The organism is Burkholderia sp. DN3021, from assembly GCF_049805555.1.
GTDB lineage: Bacteria > Pseudomonadota > Gammaproteobacteria > Burkholderiales > Burkholderiaceae > Burkholderia > Burkholderia pyrrocinia_C.
Window position 1 is genome coordinate 1 of record NZ_JBNCAB010000114.1, and the last position, 17,596, is coordinate 17,596.

The following is a 17,596-nucleotide window of genomic DNA, read 5'->3' on the forward strand; positions in this document are numbered from 1 at the left end:
GGCCCGCGCCCCGCCCCGTTAGTTCGCGGCGCGTCCGCTCGTGTCCGGCGGCGTCCGATCACGTTTTCAGGAATTCACTCATGTCGTCTAACTTCGCCGCGCGGTCGTCGCGTGGCCGGCTCGCGCTCGCGTGCGCGGCCGCTTTCGCGTGGCCAGCCGCCCACGCGGCCTCGCCGGATGATGCACGCAACGATCCGGCCCGCAGCGGTACCGATCGATCCGTCGGAGCCGCGCCGGCCTCTGCTGTCGCAGCCGCGTCGGCTGCCACGGCCGGCGATACGCTGACCGCCGTCAGCGTGACCGCGCAGCGGCAACCCGTCGATCCGGACACGCCGGCCGTCGTCGAGTCGATCACGCGCGAGCAGATCGATACGCATACCAACGTCACCACCGAGGACGCGCTGAAGTACGCACCGAACCTGATGGTTCGCAAGCGCTATATCGGTGACCGCAACAGCGTGTTCGCGGGCCGCGACTTCAACGAACTGCAGAGCGCGCGCGGGCTCGTCTACGCCGACGGCGTGCTGTTGTCGAACCTGCTTGGCTCGAGCTATGCGTATCCGCCGCGCTGGTCGCTGATTCCGCCTGACGACATCGCGCGCGTCGACGTGCTTTATGGCCCTTTTTCCGCACTGTATCCCGGCAACTCGATCGGCTCGACCGTGCTGCTCGCGACGCGCCGCCCGGAAAAACTCGAGGCGTCGCTGTCGACGCAGTTCTTTACGCAGCGCTACCACGACGGCTACGGGTTCGCGGACAGCTTCGGCGGCAATCACCAGACCGCGCGGGTTGCGAACCGCGTCGGCCGGTTCTGGTTCGCGCTGTCGCTCGACCGGCTGGAGAACAACGGGCAGCCGATGCAGTACGCGAGCCCCAATCCGGCCTACAACCCGAAGCTGGGCGCTGCCGTCCCCGTGACCGGCGCCGCGACCGATATCGGGCCCAACGGCAAGCCGCGGACGATCGTCGGCGCGCAGACGATCGAGCGGACCGAGCAGCTCAACGAGACGGTCCGGATGGGCTACGCGTTCACCGACCATGTCGACGCGACGCTCACGCTCGGGCATTGGGAGAACCATTACCGGCAGCACGGCGAGACCTTCCTGCGCGATGCGGCCGGCAATCCGGTCTACGGCGGCAACGTGTCGATCGGCGGCCGAAACATGACCATCGCGCCGAATGCGTTCGCGCCGCAGCGCGGCGACCAGGAGAACTGGCTGTATGCGCTCGGCCTGAACGGCCGGCTCGATTCCGGCTGGCGGCTGTCGGGCGTCGTGTCCGCGTACGACGTGTCGCGCGACGTGCTGCGCGCGGCGTCGACCGTGCAGGGCGGCGCGGGCACGCTGTTCCAGGGCGACGGCACGGGCTGGCGCACGCTCGACCTGAAGGCCGAGGCGCCGGAAGTGAAGGGCCACACGTTCACGTTCGGCTATCACTACGACAATTACTTCCTGCGCAACGTCACGTACAACACGGCCGATTGGCTGGCCGGGCCGACCACGTCGCTGTCGAGCGTCTATCGCGGGGATACGCGCACGCAGGCGCTGTTCGGGCAGGATGCGTGGCGCTTCGCGCCGGGCTGGCTCGCGACGCTGGGTTTGCGCTACGAGCGCTGGGATGCGTACGGCGGCGCGCTCGGCAACGCAACCGGCACGCTCGGCTATGCGGACCGCGGCGCGAACGCGCTGTCGCCGAAAGTCGCGCTGCAATGGGACGCGACGGAGGTCTGGCGCTTCCGGCTGTCGTTCGCGACCGGCACGCGATTCCCGACGGTCGGCGAGCTGTTCCAGGGCACGATCTCGAACAACGCGATCGTCAACAACAACCCGAGCCTGCGGCCGGAAAAGGCGATCGACTGGGATTTCACGGCCGTACGCGACGTGGGCGTCGGCGTCGTGCGCGCCAGCGTGTTCCAGAGCGACCTGCGCGATTCGATCTACAGCCAGACCACCGTGTCGGGCGCGTCGACCGTCACCAATATCTCGAACGTCGACCGCGTGCGCGTACGCGGCGTCGAACTCGCGTTCGGCGGCGAGAACGTCGGGTTGAAGGGGCTCGCGATCGACGCGAACGTATCGGCGAGCAACGCGCAGATCCTTGCCGATGCCGCGAATCCCGCGTATGTCGGCTCGCGTATTCCGCGTATTCCGCGCATGCGCGCGAACCTGCTCGCGTCGTATCGCTTCGACGAGCACTGGCTCGCGAGCGTCGGCGTGCGCTATTCGGGCCGCCAGTTCAACACGCTCGACAACAGCGACGTGAATCCGGACGTCTACGGCGGCACGAGCTCGTTCACGGTCGTCGACCTGAAGGCGCGCTACCGTTTCGACCGTCACTGGACCGCGTCGGTCGGCATCGACAACCTGACGGACCGCCGCTACTACGTGTTCCATCCGTATCCGGGCCGCACTTTCTATGGAGAACTGAAATGGTCGCTGTGAAATCGTTCGCGGCCGGCGGTGCGCTGGGGGTCGCGGCGCTCGATGCGGGATGGAGAGGGGAAATGCCGCGCACCGTGTGGATCGGGCGCGATGGCGTACGCGAAGCGCGCAGCGGATTGCTGACGGCCGACGCGCTCGACGACTGGTCGCGGCGCGTGAGGTGCTGAACGGGCCGGTGGCGCGCGGCGAACGGGCCGCGCGCTGGCCTGATGCGAAAACGCGCCCGAAGGCGCGTGGAGAGAAGCGTCAGGCCGCTCGCTTGAATAGCCGGATCACGAACAGCAGGATCACCGCGCCGATGACCGCGACGATCACCGAGCCGATGAAGCCGCTGCCGATGCTGATGCCGAGGAGCCCGGCGAGCCAGCCGCCGATCACCGCGCCGACGATCCCGACGATGATGTCGACGATCAGCCCGAAGCCGCCGCCCTTGACGAGCACGCCGGCAAGCCAGCCGGCGATCGCGCCGATGATGAGCCACATAATCAAGCCATGAGTCATGGTGGTCCTCTCCTTGTGATGTGTCGAAATGACCGGACTTCGGCTGTCGCGCCGCAAGCTGGGTGAAGGCGGCGTTGCGACTCGCCGCGCCGCCCACGCAATGTAACGCGATAGGCGGGTCAGAATCGTTAAGTAATGTTATGCACCCTCAAGCGGATTTTCCAGGGAATTCGTCTGCCTACGGCGCGGTTCGTGCGCGGACGATGCATGGCGCAATGAATCCGTAAGAAACGGTCGTCGATAAAGTCCGTCAGTCAGGAACCGTGCCTTTCGTGCGTCGATGCTTGCATGCCCGCATCGGGCAATCCGTCGCCTGCGACGGCGATCAGCCGCGCGACGGTCGCGGTGTCGCCGATCGCCTCGATCGACGGCAGTGCGAAACGGGCGGGAAAGAATGATGCGTCGGCTTTGCCGATACGGGGAATCGTGCGGAACACGTCGGTATAGAGCGTGTCGCGTTCGGCGTCGGTCATCATGCGGTATCCTAAGGATTGGTCGATGCGTGCGGACGGAGCGCGCGTTCGAGCGCGGCGGCCACGTCGTCGGTGCGAGCGTGACGAGTGCGAACGGCATCCGCGCATCGTGCAGGCGTCGTTCGAGATCGGCCAGCGCCCGGATCGGACACGCCATCGAGCGTGAAGCAGAACGCGGTGAAGCGGCGTGACGAGATCGGCCAGGTGACCGCGCCGAGTGTGGTTGCCGTGTTGCGGGGAGAGGGCGGAGTGGTCCGGCGACTGCAATCGCCGGAGCGCGACGCGTGAGATGCCGCGCAAGCGGACGTGGCGCGGAGAGAAGGCGGGCCGCACGATTTCGGCGCCGGAAAAGAGAAAAGGTCTGACAAGCGATGCTTGTCAGACCTTTATGTCTTGGTGCCGGAGATAGGAGTCGAACCTACGACCTTCGCATTACGAATGCGCTGCTCTACCAACTGAGCTACACCGGCAGCAGAGAAATGAAATTATATGGTCAAATCCGAGATCTTGGCAATAGGTTTTGCGAATTTTTTTCAGCTTGCTACTGCTGCTGCTTCGCGAAACCATCGATCCGGCGGACTTCCCGCTTTCACTTCACTGCAATGCGGCCGGTCAGGGCCACATCGCGAGGCGCGATTGTACTTGCGTCGCGCATCTCCGTCCAGTGCTGCAGTGCAAATTATTCGGCTTCGTCGTGATAGCCGGTGACGCGCTCGACTTCGTTCTTCGACCCGAGGAACACGGGCACGCGCTGGTGCAGGCCCGTCGGCTGGACTTCCATGATGCGCTGCGTGCCGGTCGTCGCGGCGCCGCCTGCCTGTTCGACGATGAACGACATCGGATTCGCTTCGTACATCAGGCGCAGCTTGCCCGGGCGATCGGGCGTGCGCTTGTCGGCCGGGTACATGAAGATGCCGCCGCGGTTCAGGATCCGGTGCACGTCGGCGACCATCGATGCGATCCAGCGCATGTTGAAGTTGTCGCCGCGCGGGCCGTCCTTGCCGGCGTTCAGCTCGTCGACATAGCGCTTGACCGGGTCGTACCAGTGGCGCGCGTTCGATGCGTTGATCGCGTATTCGCGCGTGTCGGCCGGGATCTGCATGTTGCTCTGCGTGAGCACCCACGAGCCGACTTCGCGGTCGAGCGTGAAGCAGTTCACGCCGTTGCCGGTCGTCAGCACGAACACCGTTTGCGGGCCGTAGACGGCGTAGCCGGCCGCGACCTGCTGCGTGCCGGGCTGCAGGAACGATTCCTCGGTGGCCAGCTTGCCGTCCGGGCAGCGCAACACCGAGAAGATCGTGCCGATCGACACGTTCACGTCGATGTTCGACGAGCCGTCGAGCGGATCGAACACGAGCAGGTATTCGCCGCGCGGGTAGTTCGCGGGGATCGGGAAGAACGTTTCCATTTCTTCCGACGCCATCGCGGCGAGGTTGCCGCCCCATTCGTTCGCGTCGAGCAGGATCTCGTTCGACAGGATGTCGAGCTTCTTCTGCACTTCGCCCTGGACGTTCTCGCTGCCGGCGGTACCGAGCGCTTCGCCGAGCGCGCCCTTCGACACGTTGTAGCTGATCGCCTTGCACGCGCGGGCGACGACTTCGATCAGCAGGCGCAGGTCGGCGGGGAGGTTGTTGGTCTCACGTTGCTGTTCGATCAGGAACTTCGACAGCGTGGTGCGGCGGGCAATGGACATGACAGACTCCGAAAGGCCAAAGAATCCTTGAATTGCCGCAATTTTACCCGTCGCGCCTCGCGTGCCGCCGGCTTTTTTCGTCCGGTTACAAGGCCGGGCGGCCGGATCGGCCCGGTTTCCGGCGTCGGCGACGGGCGGAGCGCACATCGCCGCGGCGGCAAACCGCGCGGTCAGACCCCGCGATTCCGCTCGGTTCCAGCCGCACTCGCGCAATGAAAAAGCCGGCGCCGCGTTACGCGGCACCGGCTTTATCGCGCGGGCGCGATGCGGTCACTTGCGTCAGGCGAGCGCCTTCTCGACGATCTCGCGCACGTCGCGCGATTTCGCGCCGGCGGCAACCTGCTCGAGCGCTGAGCGCATCCGGTCGCGCAGCGCGGGCGTGAAGCGACGCCACAGTTCGAGCGAGCGCGCGAGGCGCGCCGCGACCTGCGGGTTGATCGCGTCGAGCGCGAGCACCTGTTCGGCCCAGAACGCGTAACCCGAGCCGTCCGCCGCATGGAACTGCGCGGGGTTGGCCGCGCAGAAGCTGAAAATCAGCGAGCGTGCGCGGTTCGGATTCTTCAGGTTGAACGCGGGGTGCGCGAGCAGCTTGCGAACCTTCGCGAGCGTCGGCTGCGCGGGTGTGCCGCGTTGCGCCGCCTGCATCGCGAACCACTTGTCGATCACGAGCGCTTCCTTCTCGAAGCGACGGTAGAAATCGTCGAGCGCATGCTCGGCCGGCTCGTCCGCACCCGCGGCCGCGGCGGACAGCAGCGCGCCGAGCGCGGCCGCGCGATCGGTCATGTTGTTCGCCGCGTCGTACTGGGCCGTGGCGAGGCGCACGGCATCGGCCGGATCGTCGAGTTCGGCGAGATACGCGAGCGCGAGGTTCTTCAGCGCGCGGCGGCCCGAGGCTTCCGGCGTCGGCTCGTAGGCGCCGGGCGTCTGGTGCTGCTCGTACGCGGCGAGCCAGTCGGCGCGCAGCGCGGTCGCGAGCTGGCGGCGCACGAACTGGCGCGCACGATGCACGGCGGCCGGATCGGCCTCGGCCATCTGGTCGGCGAGATAGGTTTCCGACGGCAGCGTCAGCGCGAGTTCGCGGAACGCCGGCGACAGGCTTTCATCGGTCAGCACGCGGCGGAACGCGGCGACGAAGTTCTCGCCGAGCGTGAGCGGCTCGTTCGCGGCAGCGCGCGACGCGAGCGTCAGCAGCGCGCGCGTCGCGAGGCGCTGGCCGGCCTCCCAGCGGTTGAACGGGTCGCTGTCGTGCGCGAGCAGGAACGCGAGATCGTCGTCGCTGTAGTCGTACTCGACGATCACCGGCGACGAGAAGTTGCGCAGCAGCGACGGCAGCGGCGCTTCCGGCACGTCGACGAACGTGAAGGTCTGCTCGGTGCCGGTGAAGTCGAGCACGCGCGTCGTGCCCGATGCGGCGGCTTCGCCGTCGAGACGCAGCGGCAGGTCGCGCCCGTCGCGGCCGATCAGGCCGATCGCGAACGGAATCAGGAGCGGCCCCTGCTGCGTTTCGCGCGCGGCCGGCGACGCGTCGCCGTAGCCCTGCGCGAGCGTGACCGTATAGCGGCGCGCGGCCGCATCGTACGCGGTGCGCACCGACACGCGCGGCGTGCCGGCCTGGCTGTACCAGCGCTCGAACTGCGCGAGGTCGCGCCCGTTCGCGTCGGCCATCGCGTGACGGAAGTCGTCGCAGGTCACCGCATGGCCGTCGTGGCGCTTGAAGTAGAGATCCATCCCCTTGCGGAAGCCGTCGCGGCCGAACAGCGTCTGGTACATCCGCACGACTTCCGAGCCTTTCTCGTAGACGGTCATCGTGTAGAAGTTGTTGATCTCGACGTAGCTCTCCGGGCGCACCGGGTGCGCCATCGGGCCCGCGTCCTCGGCGAACTGCAGCTGGCGCAGCACGCGCACGTCCTCGATGCGCTTGACCGCGCGGGCCGCCGAGTCGACGTCGTCGCCCGCGGCCATGTCGGCCGAGAATTCCTGGTCGCGGAATACCGTCAGGCCTTCCTTCAGGCTCAGCTGGAACCAGTCGCGGCAGGTCACGCGGTTGCCCGTCCAGTTGTGGAAGTACTCGTGGCCGACCACCGATTCGATGTTCGCGAAGTCGGTGTCGGTCGCGGTCTCGGGGTTCGCCAGCACGTACTTCGTGTTGAAGATGTTGAGCCCCTTGTTTTCCATTGCGCCCATGTTGAAGTCGCCGACCGCGACGATCATGAAGCGATCGAGATCGAGCTCGAGGCCGAAGCGCCTTTCGTCCCAGCGGATCGAGTGGATCAGCGAATCCATCGCGTGACGCGTCTTGTCGAGATCGGCCGGCTCGACCCACACCTGCAGCAGTTTTTCCTTGCCCGAGCCGGTCGTGATCTTTTCCTCGATCGCGACGAGCTTGCCCGCGACGAGCGCGAACAGGTAGCTGGGCTTGCGGAACGGGTCTTCCCATTTCGCGAAGTGGCGGCCGTCGGGCAGATCGCCCGAATCGACGAGGTTGCCGTTCGACAGCAGCACCGGGTACGCGGCCTTGTCGGCGCGCAGCGTGACCGTGTACGAGGCCATCACGTCGGGGCGGTCGAGGAAGTAGGTGATGCGGCGAAAGCCCTCGGCTTCGCATTGCGTGAAGAAGTTGCCGCTCGACACATACAGGCCCGACAACGTCGTATTCTGGTCGGGCGCGCATGCGCTTTCGAGCGTCAGCTCGAATGCGTCGGGGACATTCTCGACGGTCAGCCCGTGCTCGTGCGCGCGCACGGCGCCAAACGGCGCACCATCCAGCCGTGCGTCGAGGAATTCGAGCGCTTCGCCCATCAACTCCAGGTGCGGCGCGGGCGCGGCGTCCGGATTTCGGCGCACGCGCATCGTATTCCTGACGATCGTGCGAGCCGGCGCGAGATCGAATTCGAGCGCGACGGAATCGATGAGGAAGGCCGGCGGCGTGTAGTCGGCGCGGCGGATCACGGTGGAGGAGGCGTTGTCGGACATGGTCGTCGAGATCGGTGGAGTGGGGGACGGGCCCGCGGCACGGGCCGGGCGAACCGGGCCATTGTACAAAGGCTTGCGGCTGCGTGCCGCGCGAACTTTTTACCGGTTCCGGCAGTCCGCGTATTATCGGCATCCCGTCCGGTTCGCGCGGTGCGACGAACGGGTGACGGATCGACGAGGATCAACATGAAACGCGAATGGATTTTTCGCGGTGCGGGCTGGGCGGCGGCGCTGTGCGTGGCGCTGCTGACGGGCTGCGCCAGCTACGTGACGACCCAGGTCACGGCCTTCTCCGACTGGAGCGGCAGCGACGCGACACGCACCTATGCGTTTACGCGCACCGAGGCGCAGAAGAACAGCATCGAGCAATCGACCTACGAGCCGATCGTCGCGAGCGAGCTGTCCGCGTATGCGTTCCGGCAGGTGCCGCAGGCGCAGGCGCGGTATCTCGTCGGGCTGACCTATGCGGTCGGCAGCGATCTCGTGACGGTGCCGCAACCCGTCTACTACGATCCCTGGTTCGTCGGGCCGGGGCCGTACTGGCGGCGCGGGCCGTGGGGCCCGTGGGGGCCCTGGGGGCCGATGCCGGCCGGCTACGTCGCGCAGACGTACCAGGTGTTCGACTACACGCTCGGCATCCGCATCACCGAGCGCGCGACGGGCAAGGAGGTCTACAACGTGTCCGCGCGCACGACCGGCGACAACGGTACGCTGCTGTACGCGATGCCGTTCCTTGCGCGCAGCGCGCTCGCCGATTTCCCGCTGTCGAACGGCGCGGTCCGCTCGGTCCGGCTGCCGGTCGACAAGCGCGGCGGCCCGGCGGCGCCGGCCGCCAACGAGCGTGCGGTGCCGGCTGCGCCGGCTTCGGGCGCGGCGGTCGCGAAGTAGCGCTGCGTCAGCAACGGCGCGGCCCGCCCGGCCGCGCCGGCCACTTCCGTGCGTCAGACCCCGACGCCCAGCAGCGCCAGCGCGCCGAGCACGACGAACAGCACGGCCGCGATCCCGTGCACGAGCTTCGTCGGCAGGCGGTGCGCGAAGCGGTCGCCGAGCAGGATCGCCGGCACGTTCGCGAGCATCATCCCGAACGTCGTGCCGGCCACGACGCCGATGTAGTCCTGGAAACGCGCGGCCAGCGCGACGGTCGCGATCTGCGTCTTGTCGCCCATTTCCGCGAGGAAGAACGCGACGAGGGTCGCGCCGAACACGCCGAGCCGCGAACGGTTGGCATTGGCTTCGTCGGCGTCGAGCTTGTCCGGCACGAGGATCCACAACCCCATCGCGATGAACGAGAACGCAAGCGCCCAGCGCATGATCGACGGCGTGACGAGCGCGCCGAGCCATTCGCCGAGCGCGCCGGCGAAACCATGGTTCACGAGCGTCGCGACGAGCACGCCGAGGATGATCGGCACCGGCTTGCGATAGCGCGCGGCCAGCACGAGGGAAAGCAGTTGGGTCTTGTCGCCGATTTCAGCGAGGGCGACGGCGCCGGTGGAAATCAGGAAGGCTTGGGACACGTATGGGGTTCCGCGGGCCGATGTTGTGCGTGCGAGCGACGATCCACGGCGCGCCGGGCCCTGATGCGGCGCACTGTGAACCATCGGTCTCGCCAGGCCTAGGTGGCTGCGTCCGCCATGGCCGAACGGCCAAGTCTGTTGACGGACGCCTCCGTCACGATGCGCGCCGGGGGCGCGAGGCATCGAGCGGAGCGGCTACTCCCCAATGAGCGGCGAATTCTAGCACGGTGTGTCGCGCGCGGGAATGCGGCCGGGTAGGGTTGCGAGGCGCACTGGGACACGATCGGCGCGTGGCGCCTTCGGCTACCCGGCATGCGCGGTGGTGGATGCGTCGCCGCGCATGCCGGGACGGAAGCCCGGCGGGCAGTTACGCTGCGGCCGCGCGGCGGGCCGCGCCGCGTTCGTGGACGAGCTTGCCCGCCGCATAGGTGCGGTACACCGCGCGGTCGTCGCCGAGCAGCGCCAATGCGAACAGCAGCTCCTCGAGCGAATCCGCGCGCTTCGTGCGGCGCGCGAGCAGCGGCGTGGCCTGCGGATCGAGCACGACGAAGTCCGCCTCGGTGCGCGGCGCGAGCGTGCCGACCGTGTCGGCAAGGTCGAGCGCCTGCGCGGCGCCTGCCGTCGCGAGCCAGAACATCCGCGTCGCGCTCAGGTGGTGGCCCGACAGCCGTGCGACCTTGTGCGCTTCGTTCATCGTTTGCAGCATCGAGAACGACGTGCCGCCGCCGACGTCGGTGGCGAGCGTGACGGGCACGTCGTATTCGCCGGCCTTGTCGAAATCGAACAGCCCGCTGCCGAGGAAGAAGTTCGACGTCGGGCAGTGTGCCACGACGGTGCGCGTCTCGGCCATCCGGCGGCGGTCCTCGTCGTCGAGGTGGATGCAGTGGCCGTACACCGCGCGCGGCCGCAGCAGCCCGTAGCGATCGTAGATGTCGAGATAGCTGCGATGGCCGGGGAACAGCTCGGCCACCCATTTCACCTCGTCGACGTTTTCCGCGACGTGGCTCTGCACGAACACGTCCGGATGGCGGCGCGCGAGTTCGCCGCACGCTTCGAGCTGCGCCTCGGTCGACGTCGGCGCGAAGCGCGGCGTGAGCGCATACATCTGGCGGCCCTTGCCGTGCCAGCGGCCGATCAGCTCGGCGCTGTCGTCGTAACCCGATTGCGCGGTGTCGCGCAGGAATTCGGGGCAGTTGCGGTCCATCAGCACCTTGCCCGCGATCATCCGCAGGTCGCGCGCGTCGCTCGCCGCGAACAGCGCGTCGGCCGACTGCTTGTGCACCGTGCAGTAGACGAGCGCGCTCGTTGTACCGCAGGCGAGCAGTTCGTCGACGAAGAAGTCGGCGACTTCGCGCGCATGCTCGGGGTCGCCGAACTGGCGCTCGGTCGGGAACGTGTACTTGTCGAGCCACGGCAGCAGGCCCGGCGCCGGCGACGCGATCATGTCCGTCTGCGGATAGTGGATGTGCGTGTCGATGAAGCCGGGCACGATCAGCTTGTCGCGCAGGTCATGGACGATCGCGTCGCGCGCGAGCGTCGAGGCGAGCTGCGCATACGGGCCGGCCGCGACAACCTTGCCGTCGTCGACGATCAGGAGGCCGTCGGTCTCGTAGTTCGCGGCCTGGCTCGATTTAGCCGGGTCGCCGTTGAAGGTCAGCAGTTGGGAACGAAAAGCGGTTTGCGTCATGACGAATGGTCCTGCATCAAGGTAAGGCGAACAGAAGAAAGCGATCGACGCCGCGCGGGCGACGGCATGGACGGCGCCGCCCGCGCGGCTGCTGGGCGGCGCTTCGCGAGTCGCCGTGACACACTGCGTGCGGGGCGTCCGGATGCGATTGCGCAGGCGTTGGTGGCGGCCGCGGCCGCCAGCGCGTGATTGCCCGCGAATCTCGCAGCGTTGGCGATCGCGGCCGATGCGGCGGCGAACGGGACGGCAAGCCGCGATCGCACGCGCCGGCGGGCGGCGACGGACTGCGTCGCCGCCACGCGGGCAGCGAACGCGCTCGCGCCGGGCGCATGCATGCGTTCGGCTCGACGCCGGGCCGGACCGCGAGTCGCGAAGCGGATGCCGTTACCGTGTTTCATCTGTCCAGCGCACCTCGATGCGGGCCGTCACGCGGCCAGCCAGTACGCGTCGAGGCGCGCGATCAGTGCGTCGCGCTGCGCCGGGTCGATGAACGACGCCTCGAAGCCGTTGCGGATCACCGCATGGACTTCGGCATCGGTGAGGCGCAGCCCTTCGGCCGTCGCGAAGTAGTTTTCGTTGACGTAGCCGCCGAAATAGGCCGGATCGTCGGAGTTGATCGTCACCGCGACGCCGCGGTCGAGCAGCGCCTTCAGCGTGTGCTTCGCCATGTCGTCGAACACGCACAGCTTCAGGTTCGACAGCGGGCAGACGGTGAGCGCCGTGCGCGTGCGCGCGAGGCGTTCGACGAGCGCCGCGTCCTCGATGCTGCGCACGCCGTGGTCGATCCGGTCGACCTTCAGCACGTCGAGCGCTTCGTAGATGTACGCCGGCGGGCCTTCCTCGCCCGCGTGCGCGACGAGCTTCAGCCCGAGCGCGCGCGCCTTGTCGAACACGCGCGCGAACTTCGTCGGCGGATGGCCGAGCTCGGACGAGTCGAGACCCACGCCGATCAGGCGATGGCGATAGCGCTCGAACAGCGGCAATGCGGATTCGAACGTCGCGAGCGCGTCCTCTTCGGACAGGTGGCGCAGGAAGCACAGAATCAGCTTGCTCGACAGCCCGCGCTGCTCGGCATCGGCGAGTGCGCGCTCGATGCCCGCGACGACCGTCTCGATCGGCACGCCGCGTTCGGTGTGCGTCTGCGGGTCGAAGAACAGCTCGGTGTGAATGACGTTGTCGGCGAGCGCGCGTTCGCAGTACGCGGCCGTCATGTCGTGGAAATCCTGCTCGGTCAGCAGCACGCTCGCGCCTGCGTAATAGATGTCGAGGAACGACTGCAGGTCGGTGAACGCGTACGCGGCGCGCAGCGCGTCGATCGAGTCGTATGCGAGCTTCACGCCGTTGCGCTGCGCGAGCGCGAAAATCAGTTCGGGCTCGAGCGAGCCTTCGATATGGATGTGCAGCTCCGCTTTCGGCGCACGGGCAATCTTGTCCTTGAATGTCGGGGTCATGGCGTCGTTCTTGGTCGGTCAGTATGTTGGGGAAGCCTGCACGTTCGTGTTCGCCTCGACGGCCTGCAGCAACTGCGCGGCCACCGAGATCGCGATCACTTCGGGTGCCTTGTCGATGATGCCTTCGACACCGATCGGGCAGTGCATCCGCGCGACCTGGGCCGGGTCGATGCCGATGGCCGCGAGGCGATGATCGAACTGCACGCGCTTCGCGTGCGAGCCGGTCATCCCGAAGTACGCATAGTCGCCGCGTCGCAGGATGCGCTCGGCCAGCACGAAATCGAGTGCGTGGTCGTGCGTCATCACGACGAAGTAGGACTGCGGCGGCGCCGTGTCGACGGCGTCCGCCGGGGCAGCGGCCGCTTCGATCGCGAGATTGCCGATGCCGGCGAGCACGTCGGCCGGCGGGAACACCGCATCGGGCCCGTCGATCCAGCGCACGTGGCACGGCAGCGTCGCCAGCACCTTCACGAGCGCGGTGCCGATGTGCCCGGCGCCGAACAGCACGACGGGGAACGCATACGGCGCGATCGTTTCGGTCATCAGCGCCACGCCGCCGGTTTCCCACAGCAGGCAGTCGGCACGCGCGGCTTCCGATTCGGGCTCGCTCAGCAGCGGCGCGCCCGGCGAGGGGCCGAATGATACGCTACGCACGGTCGCGGCGCCGGCCGCGACGCGCTTCGCGAGCGACATGATCCAGCCGAGATCGCCGACGTCGAGCCGCTCGAACGCGAGCACGACCGCACCGCCGCAGCACTGGCCGAGGCTCGGGCCGAGCGCGAGCCGTTCGAGCCTGCGCGCGTGCGGCACGTGCGCGCCATCCTTCAGCAGATGCCGCGCGATCTCGATCGCTTTCCATTCCAGATGACCGCCGCCGATCGTATGGCGGGCCGTGTCGCGGGTGACGAGCATCTTGGTGCCGGCTTCGCGCGGCGCGGAGCCGTCGGTGTGCGCGACCGTCACGAGCACGGCCGCTTCGCCGTGCGCGAGCAGTTGCTGCAGATCGCCGAGCCAGGCTTCCATCAGCACGCTCCGTTCTGGACGACGCAGCACGACACGCGGCGCGGGCTGGCGGGCGCGGCGGCAGCGAGGACGGACGGGAGCGGGGCAGGCCGGCCGCACGGCCGATGCAGTGCGGCGGCGCGCCGAACGCGCGTGCGGGCGGTGCCGCCGGACACGCGGACGCCATGAGGGTGACGGATGCGGATGGTTTGCGTTGTCATGATGAATCCAGTCGACATTGCGGATCGGGCGCGCGTTACGCAGGGGGCGGTGAGACCGCCTGGCCTCGCGCACGTAGATCGCCATCCAGTCAGGAAGATAGCACCGCAACGCGACGGGAACATTGCCGGGCGGTGATCCGGGCTATCAGGAGGCGATCATGTCGATCATAGGCCCGCCGCGCGGTATCGGGGCGCAGGTGCGTGCACATCGGGCCGAAACGCAGGCGTGACGGGGCGCGGATGCGGCAGTCGCGCGACGCGCGTTCGCCCGGAAATCCGGGCAGCGGCGGGGTAGGGGTTTACGTGTGGCTGGCCGGATGCGGCTTGCGAAGGCGTCCGGCACGACCGGGCGACGGCGGACCGGCGGCTGCGCGGCCCGACTGAGCGGGCCGCGCGCGCAGGGCGTCGCCAAAGCGGCCGGCCGGTCAGGCCGCGAGCTTGCGGCGATGACGCCAGAGGCTTGCGACGACCGCAATCAGGATCGCGGCGAAGCCGATCAGCGCCCAGCCGGGCAGCAGGATGCCGAGGATCGGCGGGTAGACGGTCTCGCACAGCCCGGCGACCTTGAACATGCCGGGGAACCACTGCGCGGGCGGCAGGCTGTCGACGATCGGCTGCAGCGTGTCGAAGCCGCAGCTGAAGCCCGGATTCATCTGGATCGACAGGTGCCGAGCGGCGGTGCCGACGCCGCCGGCCGCGGCGATCGCGATCAGCAGCTCGAGCACCCAGATGCCGCGCCAGTGGCGGATCCCGGCGGCCAGGAACGCGAAGATCCCGATCGCGGCGAAGAAGTAGCGCTGGATGATGCACAGCGGGCACGGATCTTCGTTCTTCACGTACTGCAGGTACAGCGCACCGGCCAGCAGGGCGATGCACACCCATCCGAGCAGCATCAGCAGGCGGCGTTCGCGGCGTAGCGCAAGCGTGTAGTCGTTCATGTCGGCGGGGTTCCTCGTGGGTCGGTCCGGAAAACAATCGCGCGATTTTAGCGCGAACGGTCTGGCACGAAACTGACAACGCGCGTGCGGCACCCTGCCGCACCGCGCGCATCGCCCGCCGTCGATCGGCTGGCGCGGTCAGCGGATCGTGTTCAGCACGGCTTCGACCGCTTGGCCGATCGCGAGCAGCGCGTCGTCGCGATGCGGCGCCGCCGCGAGCATCAGGCCGACCGGCGCCGCGTCGCGCGGATGGCACGGCAGCGACAGCGCGCACGCGTCGAGGAAGTTGAACGCGCTCGGGTTGCGCAGGATCAGCGCATTGGTGCGCGTGAACGCGGCGTCGTCCGCTTCGAGTTCCGCGATGCGCGGCGGCACGACCGGCACCGTCGGCGCGACGAGCGCATCGAAGCGCGACCAGACCGTGTGCGCGGCTTCGTCGAGCATCGCGGCGCGCGCGGCGAGCAGGTCGAGATAGTCGGCCGCGCTCGCGGGTTCGCCCTTCAGGATCCGCGTCAGCACGCGCGGGTCGTACTGGTCGCGGTGCCGCGCGAGCAGCGGGCGATGCCATGCGTACGCCTCGATCGGCGAGAAACCGAAGCGGTTGATGTCGGGCAGCCGGTCGAGCGCGGAGAAGCGCACTTCCGTGACGATCGCGCCGGCGGCTTCGAGATGCTTGAGCGCGGCGTCGAGCGCGGCCGCGACGTCGGCATCGACGCCGTCCGTCACGTAGTTCGTCAGCACGCCGAGCCGCACGCCTTCGAGCGGCCGTGCGGCCGGCACGTGCGGTTCGAGGCCCGCGAGCATCCGGTCGACGAGCGCGCAGCACGCGACCGTCAGGCCGATCGGGCCGAACGAGTCGAGCGTCGTCGACAGCGGCACGCCGCCTTGCGTCGGGATCCGGCTCGCGGTCGGCTTGAAGCCCGTCAGCCCGCACAGGGCGGCCGGAATGCGGATCGAGCCGCCCGTGTCGGTGCCGAGCGCGACGGCGGCCATTCCGTCGGCGACGGACGCGGCCGCGCCCGACGACGAGCCGCCGGAAATCCGGGCGTCGTCCGGCACGTCGCGGTGGTACGGCGAGCGCGGATTGCCGAAGTGCGGATTCAGCCCGAGCCCGGAGAACGCGAACTCGCTCATGTTGGTGCGGCCGACCAGCACGGCGCCCGCGCGCTTGAGCCGCGCGACGGCGACCGCATCGGTGCGCGCAGCCGGCGCGCCGTCGAGCACGCGCGAGCCCGCGCGCGTCACCTGGCCTGCGACGTCGAACAGGTCCTTCACCGACACGGGAATGCCCGCGAGCGGCGACAGCACGGTGCCCGCGGCGCGCAGCCGGTCGTGCGCGTCGGCGGCCGCGCGCGCGTTGTCGGCATCGACTTCGGTGAAGACGACGGCACCCTGGCCCGACGGATCGGCGATCCGGTCGAGCGCGGCGTCGACGAGCGCGCGGCTCGTGGTCCGGCCGGCGGCGAGGTCGGCGGCGAGCTGGGCGAGCGGGGGGAAGGGCGTGAACGTGGTCATGGGCGGCTCAGGGGCGAAGATGTTGAAGAAGCGTGGAGCGGAACGAATCGATATGGCGTTCGACGGCCGCGCGCGCGCCGGCGGCGTCGCGCGCGGACAGCCGTTCGAACAGTTCGCGATGCTCGTGCTGGACGTCGGCGAGATGGTGAGGTTCGGACAGCGTGACGAACCAGAAGCGCAGCGAGCGCTCGTGCAGCGCGCGCAGGATTTCGGCGAGGACCGCATTGCGCGCGGCCGCGGCGATCGCCTGATGAAACGCGCGGTCGAGTTCCATCATGCCTTCGACGTCGTGCGTGTCGACGCAGGCCTGCCCGTCGTCGAGCTGCGCGGCCATGCGCGCGAGATCGTCGGGCGTCGCATGGCGCGCGGCGAGTTCGGCGCAGTGCGCTTCGTTGATACGCCGCACGTCGATTACCGCGACGATGTCGTCGAGCGACAGCGGTTGCACCATCAGCCCCTTGCGCGGCATCACGGACAGCAGCCCTTCGAGCACGAGCCGGTGCACGGCCTGGTGCACAGGCGTGCGGCCGATCCCCGTGCGCGCGACCAGATCGGCCTCGTTGAGCGCGGCGCCCGGCTTCAGGCGCATCGTGATGATGTCGCGCTGGATCAGCGCGTAGGCGCGGTCGGCGAGACTGATCGCCGACGCGGCGGGCCGGTCGCGGATGACGTCGGTCAGGGCATTCATGCGGGTTGCGGCGCGGCGGCCGGACGGGGCGCGATCATGGCGCGGGCGATCGGGAAGCATGGACAATCCGTGGATATTATTGTGATATATCACTGGTGTCCAGTGCACGCGGCGACGCGGGGCGTCGCCGGCACGCGAACGCGGGCGCTCCCCGGCACGGCCTGCCACCGACTTGCAACAATGTCGACAGGATGTTGCAGGTTTACCGCGCGATCGTGCACTGAAGCATAATGAATCCTCGTTTATCCATACGCGTGAGCGACGTACCAGACCATCGTCATGAGCGAAAACACGCTTTCCCCGGCCGGTCTGCCCGGCACCTCTTCCGCTTCTTCCGATTCTCCCCGTCCCGATCCGGCGAAAACGCCCGATGCGCCGGCAGCGCAGGCTGCCGCGCAAAACGTCGCCGTGGACGGCGCGTCGCCCGTTACGGCCACATCCGAGCCGGGTGCGGCGGGTGCCGCGGGCGACGGCGCCGCCGCGCCGCCGAAGCCCGGCT

At 68.5% G+C, this 17,596-nt stretch carries 14 protein-coding genes, 1 tRNA gene, 2 pseudogenes and 1 riboswitch; of the genes and pseudogenes, 4 read left to right on the forward strand and 13 right to left on the reverse strand.

Going from position 1 to position 17,596, the window contains the following annotated elements:
- Nucleotides 1-80: 80 nt before the first annotated feature.
- The gene (locus ACPUER_RS33070) at nt 81-2,441 is read left to right on the forward strand and encodes a TonB-dependent receptor (RefSeq protein WP_425133147.1); all 2,361 of its coding nucleotides are present in this window, start codon (nt 81-83) and stop codon (nt 2,439-2,441) included.
- Between the two features lie 32 nt (nt 2,442-2,473).
- Nucleotides 2,474-2,608, forward strand: a pseudogene (locus tag ACPUER_RS33075) (TlpA family protein disulfide reductase); the annotation flags it as partial.
- Nucleotides 2,609-2,687: 79 nt separating this feature from the next.
- On the opposite strand, the gene ACPUER_RS33080 reads toward ACPUER_RS33075, so the two are convergent.
- Both ACPUER_RS33080 and ACPUER_RS33085 read right to left on the reverse strand, forming a co-directional pair.
- Complete coding sequence (locus tag ACPUER_RS33080) at nt 2,688-2,942, reverse strand: GlsB/YeaQ/YmgE family stress response membrane protein (protein ID WP_034182994.1); 255 nt, start codon at nt 2,940-2,942, stop codon at nt 2,688-2,690.
- A 254-nt stretch (nt 2,943-3,196) separates the two neighbouring features.
- A complete protein-coding gene (locus ACPUER_RS33085; protein WP_425133148.1) occupies nt 3,197-3,418 on the reverse strand; it encodes a hypothetical protein in 222 nt (73 codons plus the stop codon).
- Nucleotides 3,419-3,577: 159 nt separating this feature from the next.
- On the opposite strand from ACPUER_RS33085, the gene ACPUER_RS33090 reads away from it, so the two are divergent.
- Entirely contained in the window at nt 3,578-3,703 is a 126-nt protein-coding gene (locus tag ACPUER_RS33090; protein ID WP_279610733.1) for a hypothetical protein, read from the forward strand.
- Nucleotides 3,704-3,809: 106 nt separating this feature from the next.
- Here ACPUER_RS33090 and ACPUER_RS33095 read toward each other — a convergent pair.
- From ACPUER_RS33095 to pepN, 3 genes are all read right to left on the reverse strand, one after another.
- Nucleotides 3,810-3,885 (reverse strand) — tRNA-Thr (locus ACPUER_RS33095).
- A 209-nt stretch (nt 3,886-4,094) separates the two neighbouring features.
- Nucleotides 4,095-5,108, reverse strand: coding sequence for a class 1 fructose-bisphosphatase (locus ACPUER_RS33100; protein WP_072436087.1), 1,014 nt, complete (start codon nt 5,106-5,108; stop codon nt 4,095-4,097).
- Nucleotides 5,109-5,387: 279 nt separating this feature from the next.
- On the reverse strand, nt 5,388-8,081 hold the full coding sequence (gene pepN / locus ACPUER_RS33105) for an aminopeptidase N (RefSeq protein ID WP_425133149.1): 2,694 nt from the start codon (nt 8,079-8,081) through the stop codon (nt 5,388-5,390).
- A gap of 186 nt (nt 8,082-8,267) precedes the next feature.
- Here pepN and ACPUER_RS33110 point away from each other — a divergent pair, with 186 nt between their 5' ends.
- Nucleotides 8,268-8,969 (forward strand): DUF4136 domain-containing protein, encoded by a 702-nt coding sequence (locus tag ACPUER_RS33110; RefSeq protein ID WP_425133150.1) that lies wholly within the window; start codon nt 8,268-8,270, stop codon nt 8,967-8,969.
- A 53-nt stretch (nt 8,970-9,022) separates the two neighbouring features.
- On the opposite strand, the gene ACPUER_RS33115 is transcribed toward ACPUER_RS33110, so the two are convergent.
- From ACPUER_RS33115 to ACPUER_RS33150, 8 genes and pseudogenes are all read right to left on the reverse strand, one after another.
- Entirely contained in the window at nt 9,023-9,595 is a 573-nt protein-coding gene (locus ACPUER_RS33115) for a TMEM165/GDT1 family protein (protein ID WP_021163944.1), read from the reverse strand.
- A gap of 78 nt (nt 9,596-9,673) precedes the next feature.
- Nucleotides 9,674-9,811, reverse strand: a riboswitch (yybP-ykoY riboswitch).
- A gap of 151 nt (nt 9,812-9,962) precedes the next feature.
- Nucleotides 9,963-11,282 (reverse strand): guanine deaminase, encoded by a 1,320-nt coding sequence (gene guaD, locus ACPUER_RS33120; protein WP_310137097.1) that lies wholly within the window; start codon nt 11,280-11,282, stop codon nt 9,963-9,965.
- A 425-nt stretch (nt 11,283-11,707) separates the two neighbouring features.
- The gene (locus ACPUER_RS33125; protein WP_425133151.1) at nt 11,708-12,733 is read right to left on the reverse strand and encodes an adenosine deaminase; all 1,026 of its coding nucleotides are present in this window, start codon (nt 12,731-12,733) and stop codon (nt 11,708-11,710) included.
- An 18-nt stretch (nt 12,734-12,751) separates the two neighbouring features.
- Nucleotides 12,752-13,756, reverse strand: a complete 1,005-nt coding sequence (xdhC, locus tag ACPUER_RS33130) for a xanthine dehydrogenase accessory protein XdhC (protein WP_175963691.1) — start codon at nt 13,754-13,756, stop codon at nt 12,752-12,754.
- A 625-nt stretch (nt 13,757-14,381) separates the two neighbouring features.
- Entirely contained in the window at nt 14,382-14,894 is a 513-nt protein-coding gene (locus tag ACPUER_RS33135; RefSeq protein ID WP_175963692.1) for a disulfide bond formation protein B, read from the reverse strand.
- A gap of 138 nt (nt 14,895-15,032) precedes the next feature.
- On the reverse strand, nt 15,033-16,409 hold the full coding sequence (locus ACPUER_RS33140; protein WP_175963693.1) for an amidase: 1,377 nt from the start codon (nt 16,407-16,409) through the stop codon (nt 15,033-15,035).
- A gap of 7 nt (nt 16,410-16,416) precedes the next feature.
- Nucleotides 16,417-17,097 carry a GntR family transcriptional regulator gene (locus ACPUER_RS33145; protein WP_175963694.1) on the reverse strand — a complete coding sequence of 227 codons (681 nt, stop codon included), beginning with the start codon at nt 17,095-17,097 and terminating at the stop codon, nt 16,417-16,419.
- A 242-nt stretch (nt 17,098-17,339) separates the two neighbouring features.
- Nucleotides 17,340-17,596 (reverse strand): annotated as a pseudogene (locus ACPUER_RS33150) (hypothetical protein); the annotation flags it as partial.

Bases quoted from the DNA above. Each gene is read 5' to 3' on its own strand.
- ACPUER_RS33070 (WP_425133147.1), top strand. From the start codon at position 81: ATGTCGTCTAACTTCGCCGCGCGGTCGTCGCGTGGCCGGCTCGCGCTC.
- ACPUER_RS33080 (WP_034182994.1), bottom strand. From the start codon at position 2,942: ATGACTCATGGCTTGATTATGTGGCTCATCATCGGCGCGATCGCCGGC.
- ACPUER_RS33085 (WP_425133148.1), bottom strand. From the start codon at position 3,418: ATGATGACCGACGCCGAACGCGACACGCTCTATACCGACGTGTTCCGC.
- ACPUER_RS33100 (WP_072436087.1), bottom strand. From the start codon at position 5,108: ATGTCCATTGCCCGCCGCACCACGCTGTCGAAGTTCCTGATCGAACAG.
- pepN (WP_425133149.1), bottom strand. From the start codon at position 8,081: ATGTCCGACAACGCCTCCTCCACCGTGATCCGCCGCGCCGACTACACG.
- ACPUER_RS33110 (WP_425133150.1), top strand. From the start codon at position 8,268: ATGAAACGCGAATGGATTTTTCGCGGTGCGGGCTGGGCGGCGGCGCTG.
- guaD (WP_310137097.1), bottom strand. From the start codon at position 11,282: ATGACGCAAACCGCTTTTCGTTCCCAACTGCTGACCTTCAACGGCGAC.
- ACPUER_RS33125 (WP_425133151.1), bottom strand. From the start codon at position 12,733: ATGACCCCGACATTCAAGGACAAGATTGCCCGTGCGCCGAAAGCGGAG.
- xdhC (WP_175963691.1), bottom strand. From the start codon at position 13,756: ATGGAAGCCTGGCTCGGCGATCTGCAGCAACTGCTCGCGCACGGCGAA.
- ACPUER_RS33135 (WP_175963692.1), bottom strand. From the start codon at position 14,894: ATGAACGACTACACGCTTGCGCTACGCCGCGAACGCCGCCTGCTGATG.
- ACPUER_RS33140 (WP_175963693.1), bottom strand. From the start codon at position 16,409: ATGACCACGTTCACGCCCTTCCCCCCGCTCGCCCAGCTCGCCGCCGAC.
- ACPUER_RS33145 (WP_175963694.1), bottom strand. From the start codon at position 17,097: ATGAATGCCCTGACCGACGTCATCCGCGACCGGCCCGCCGCGTCGGCG.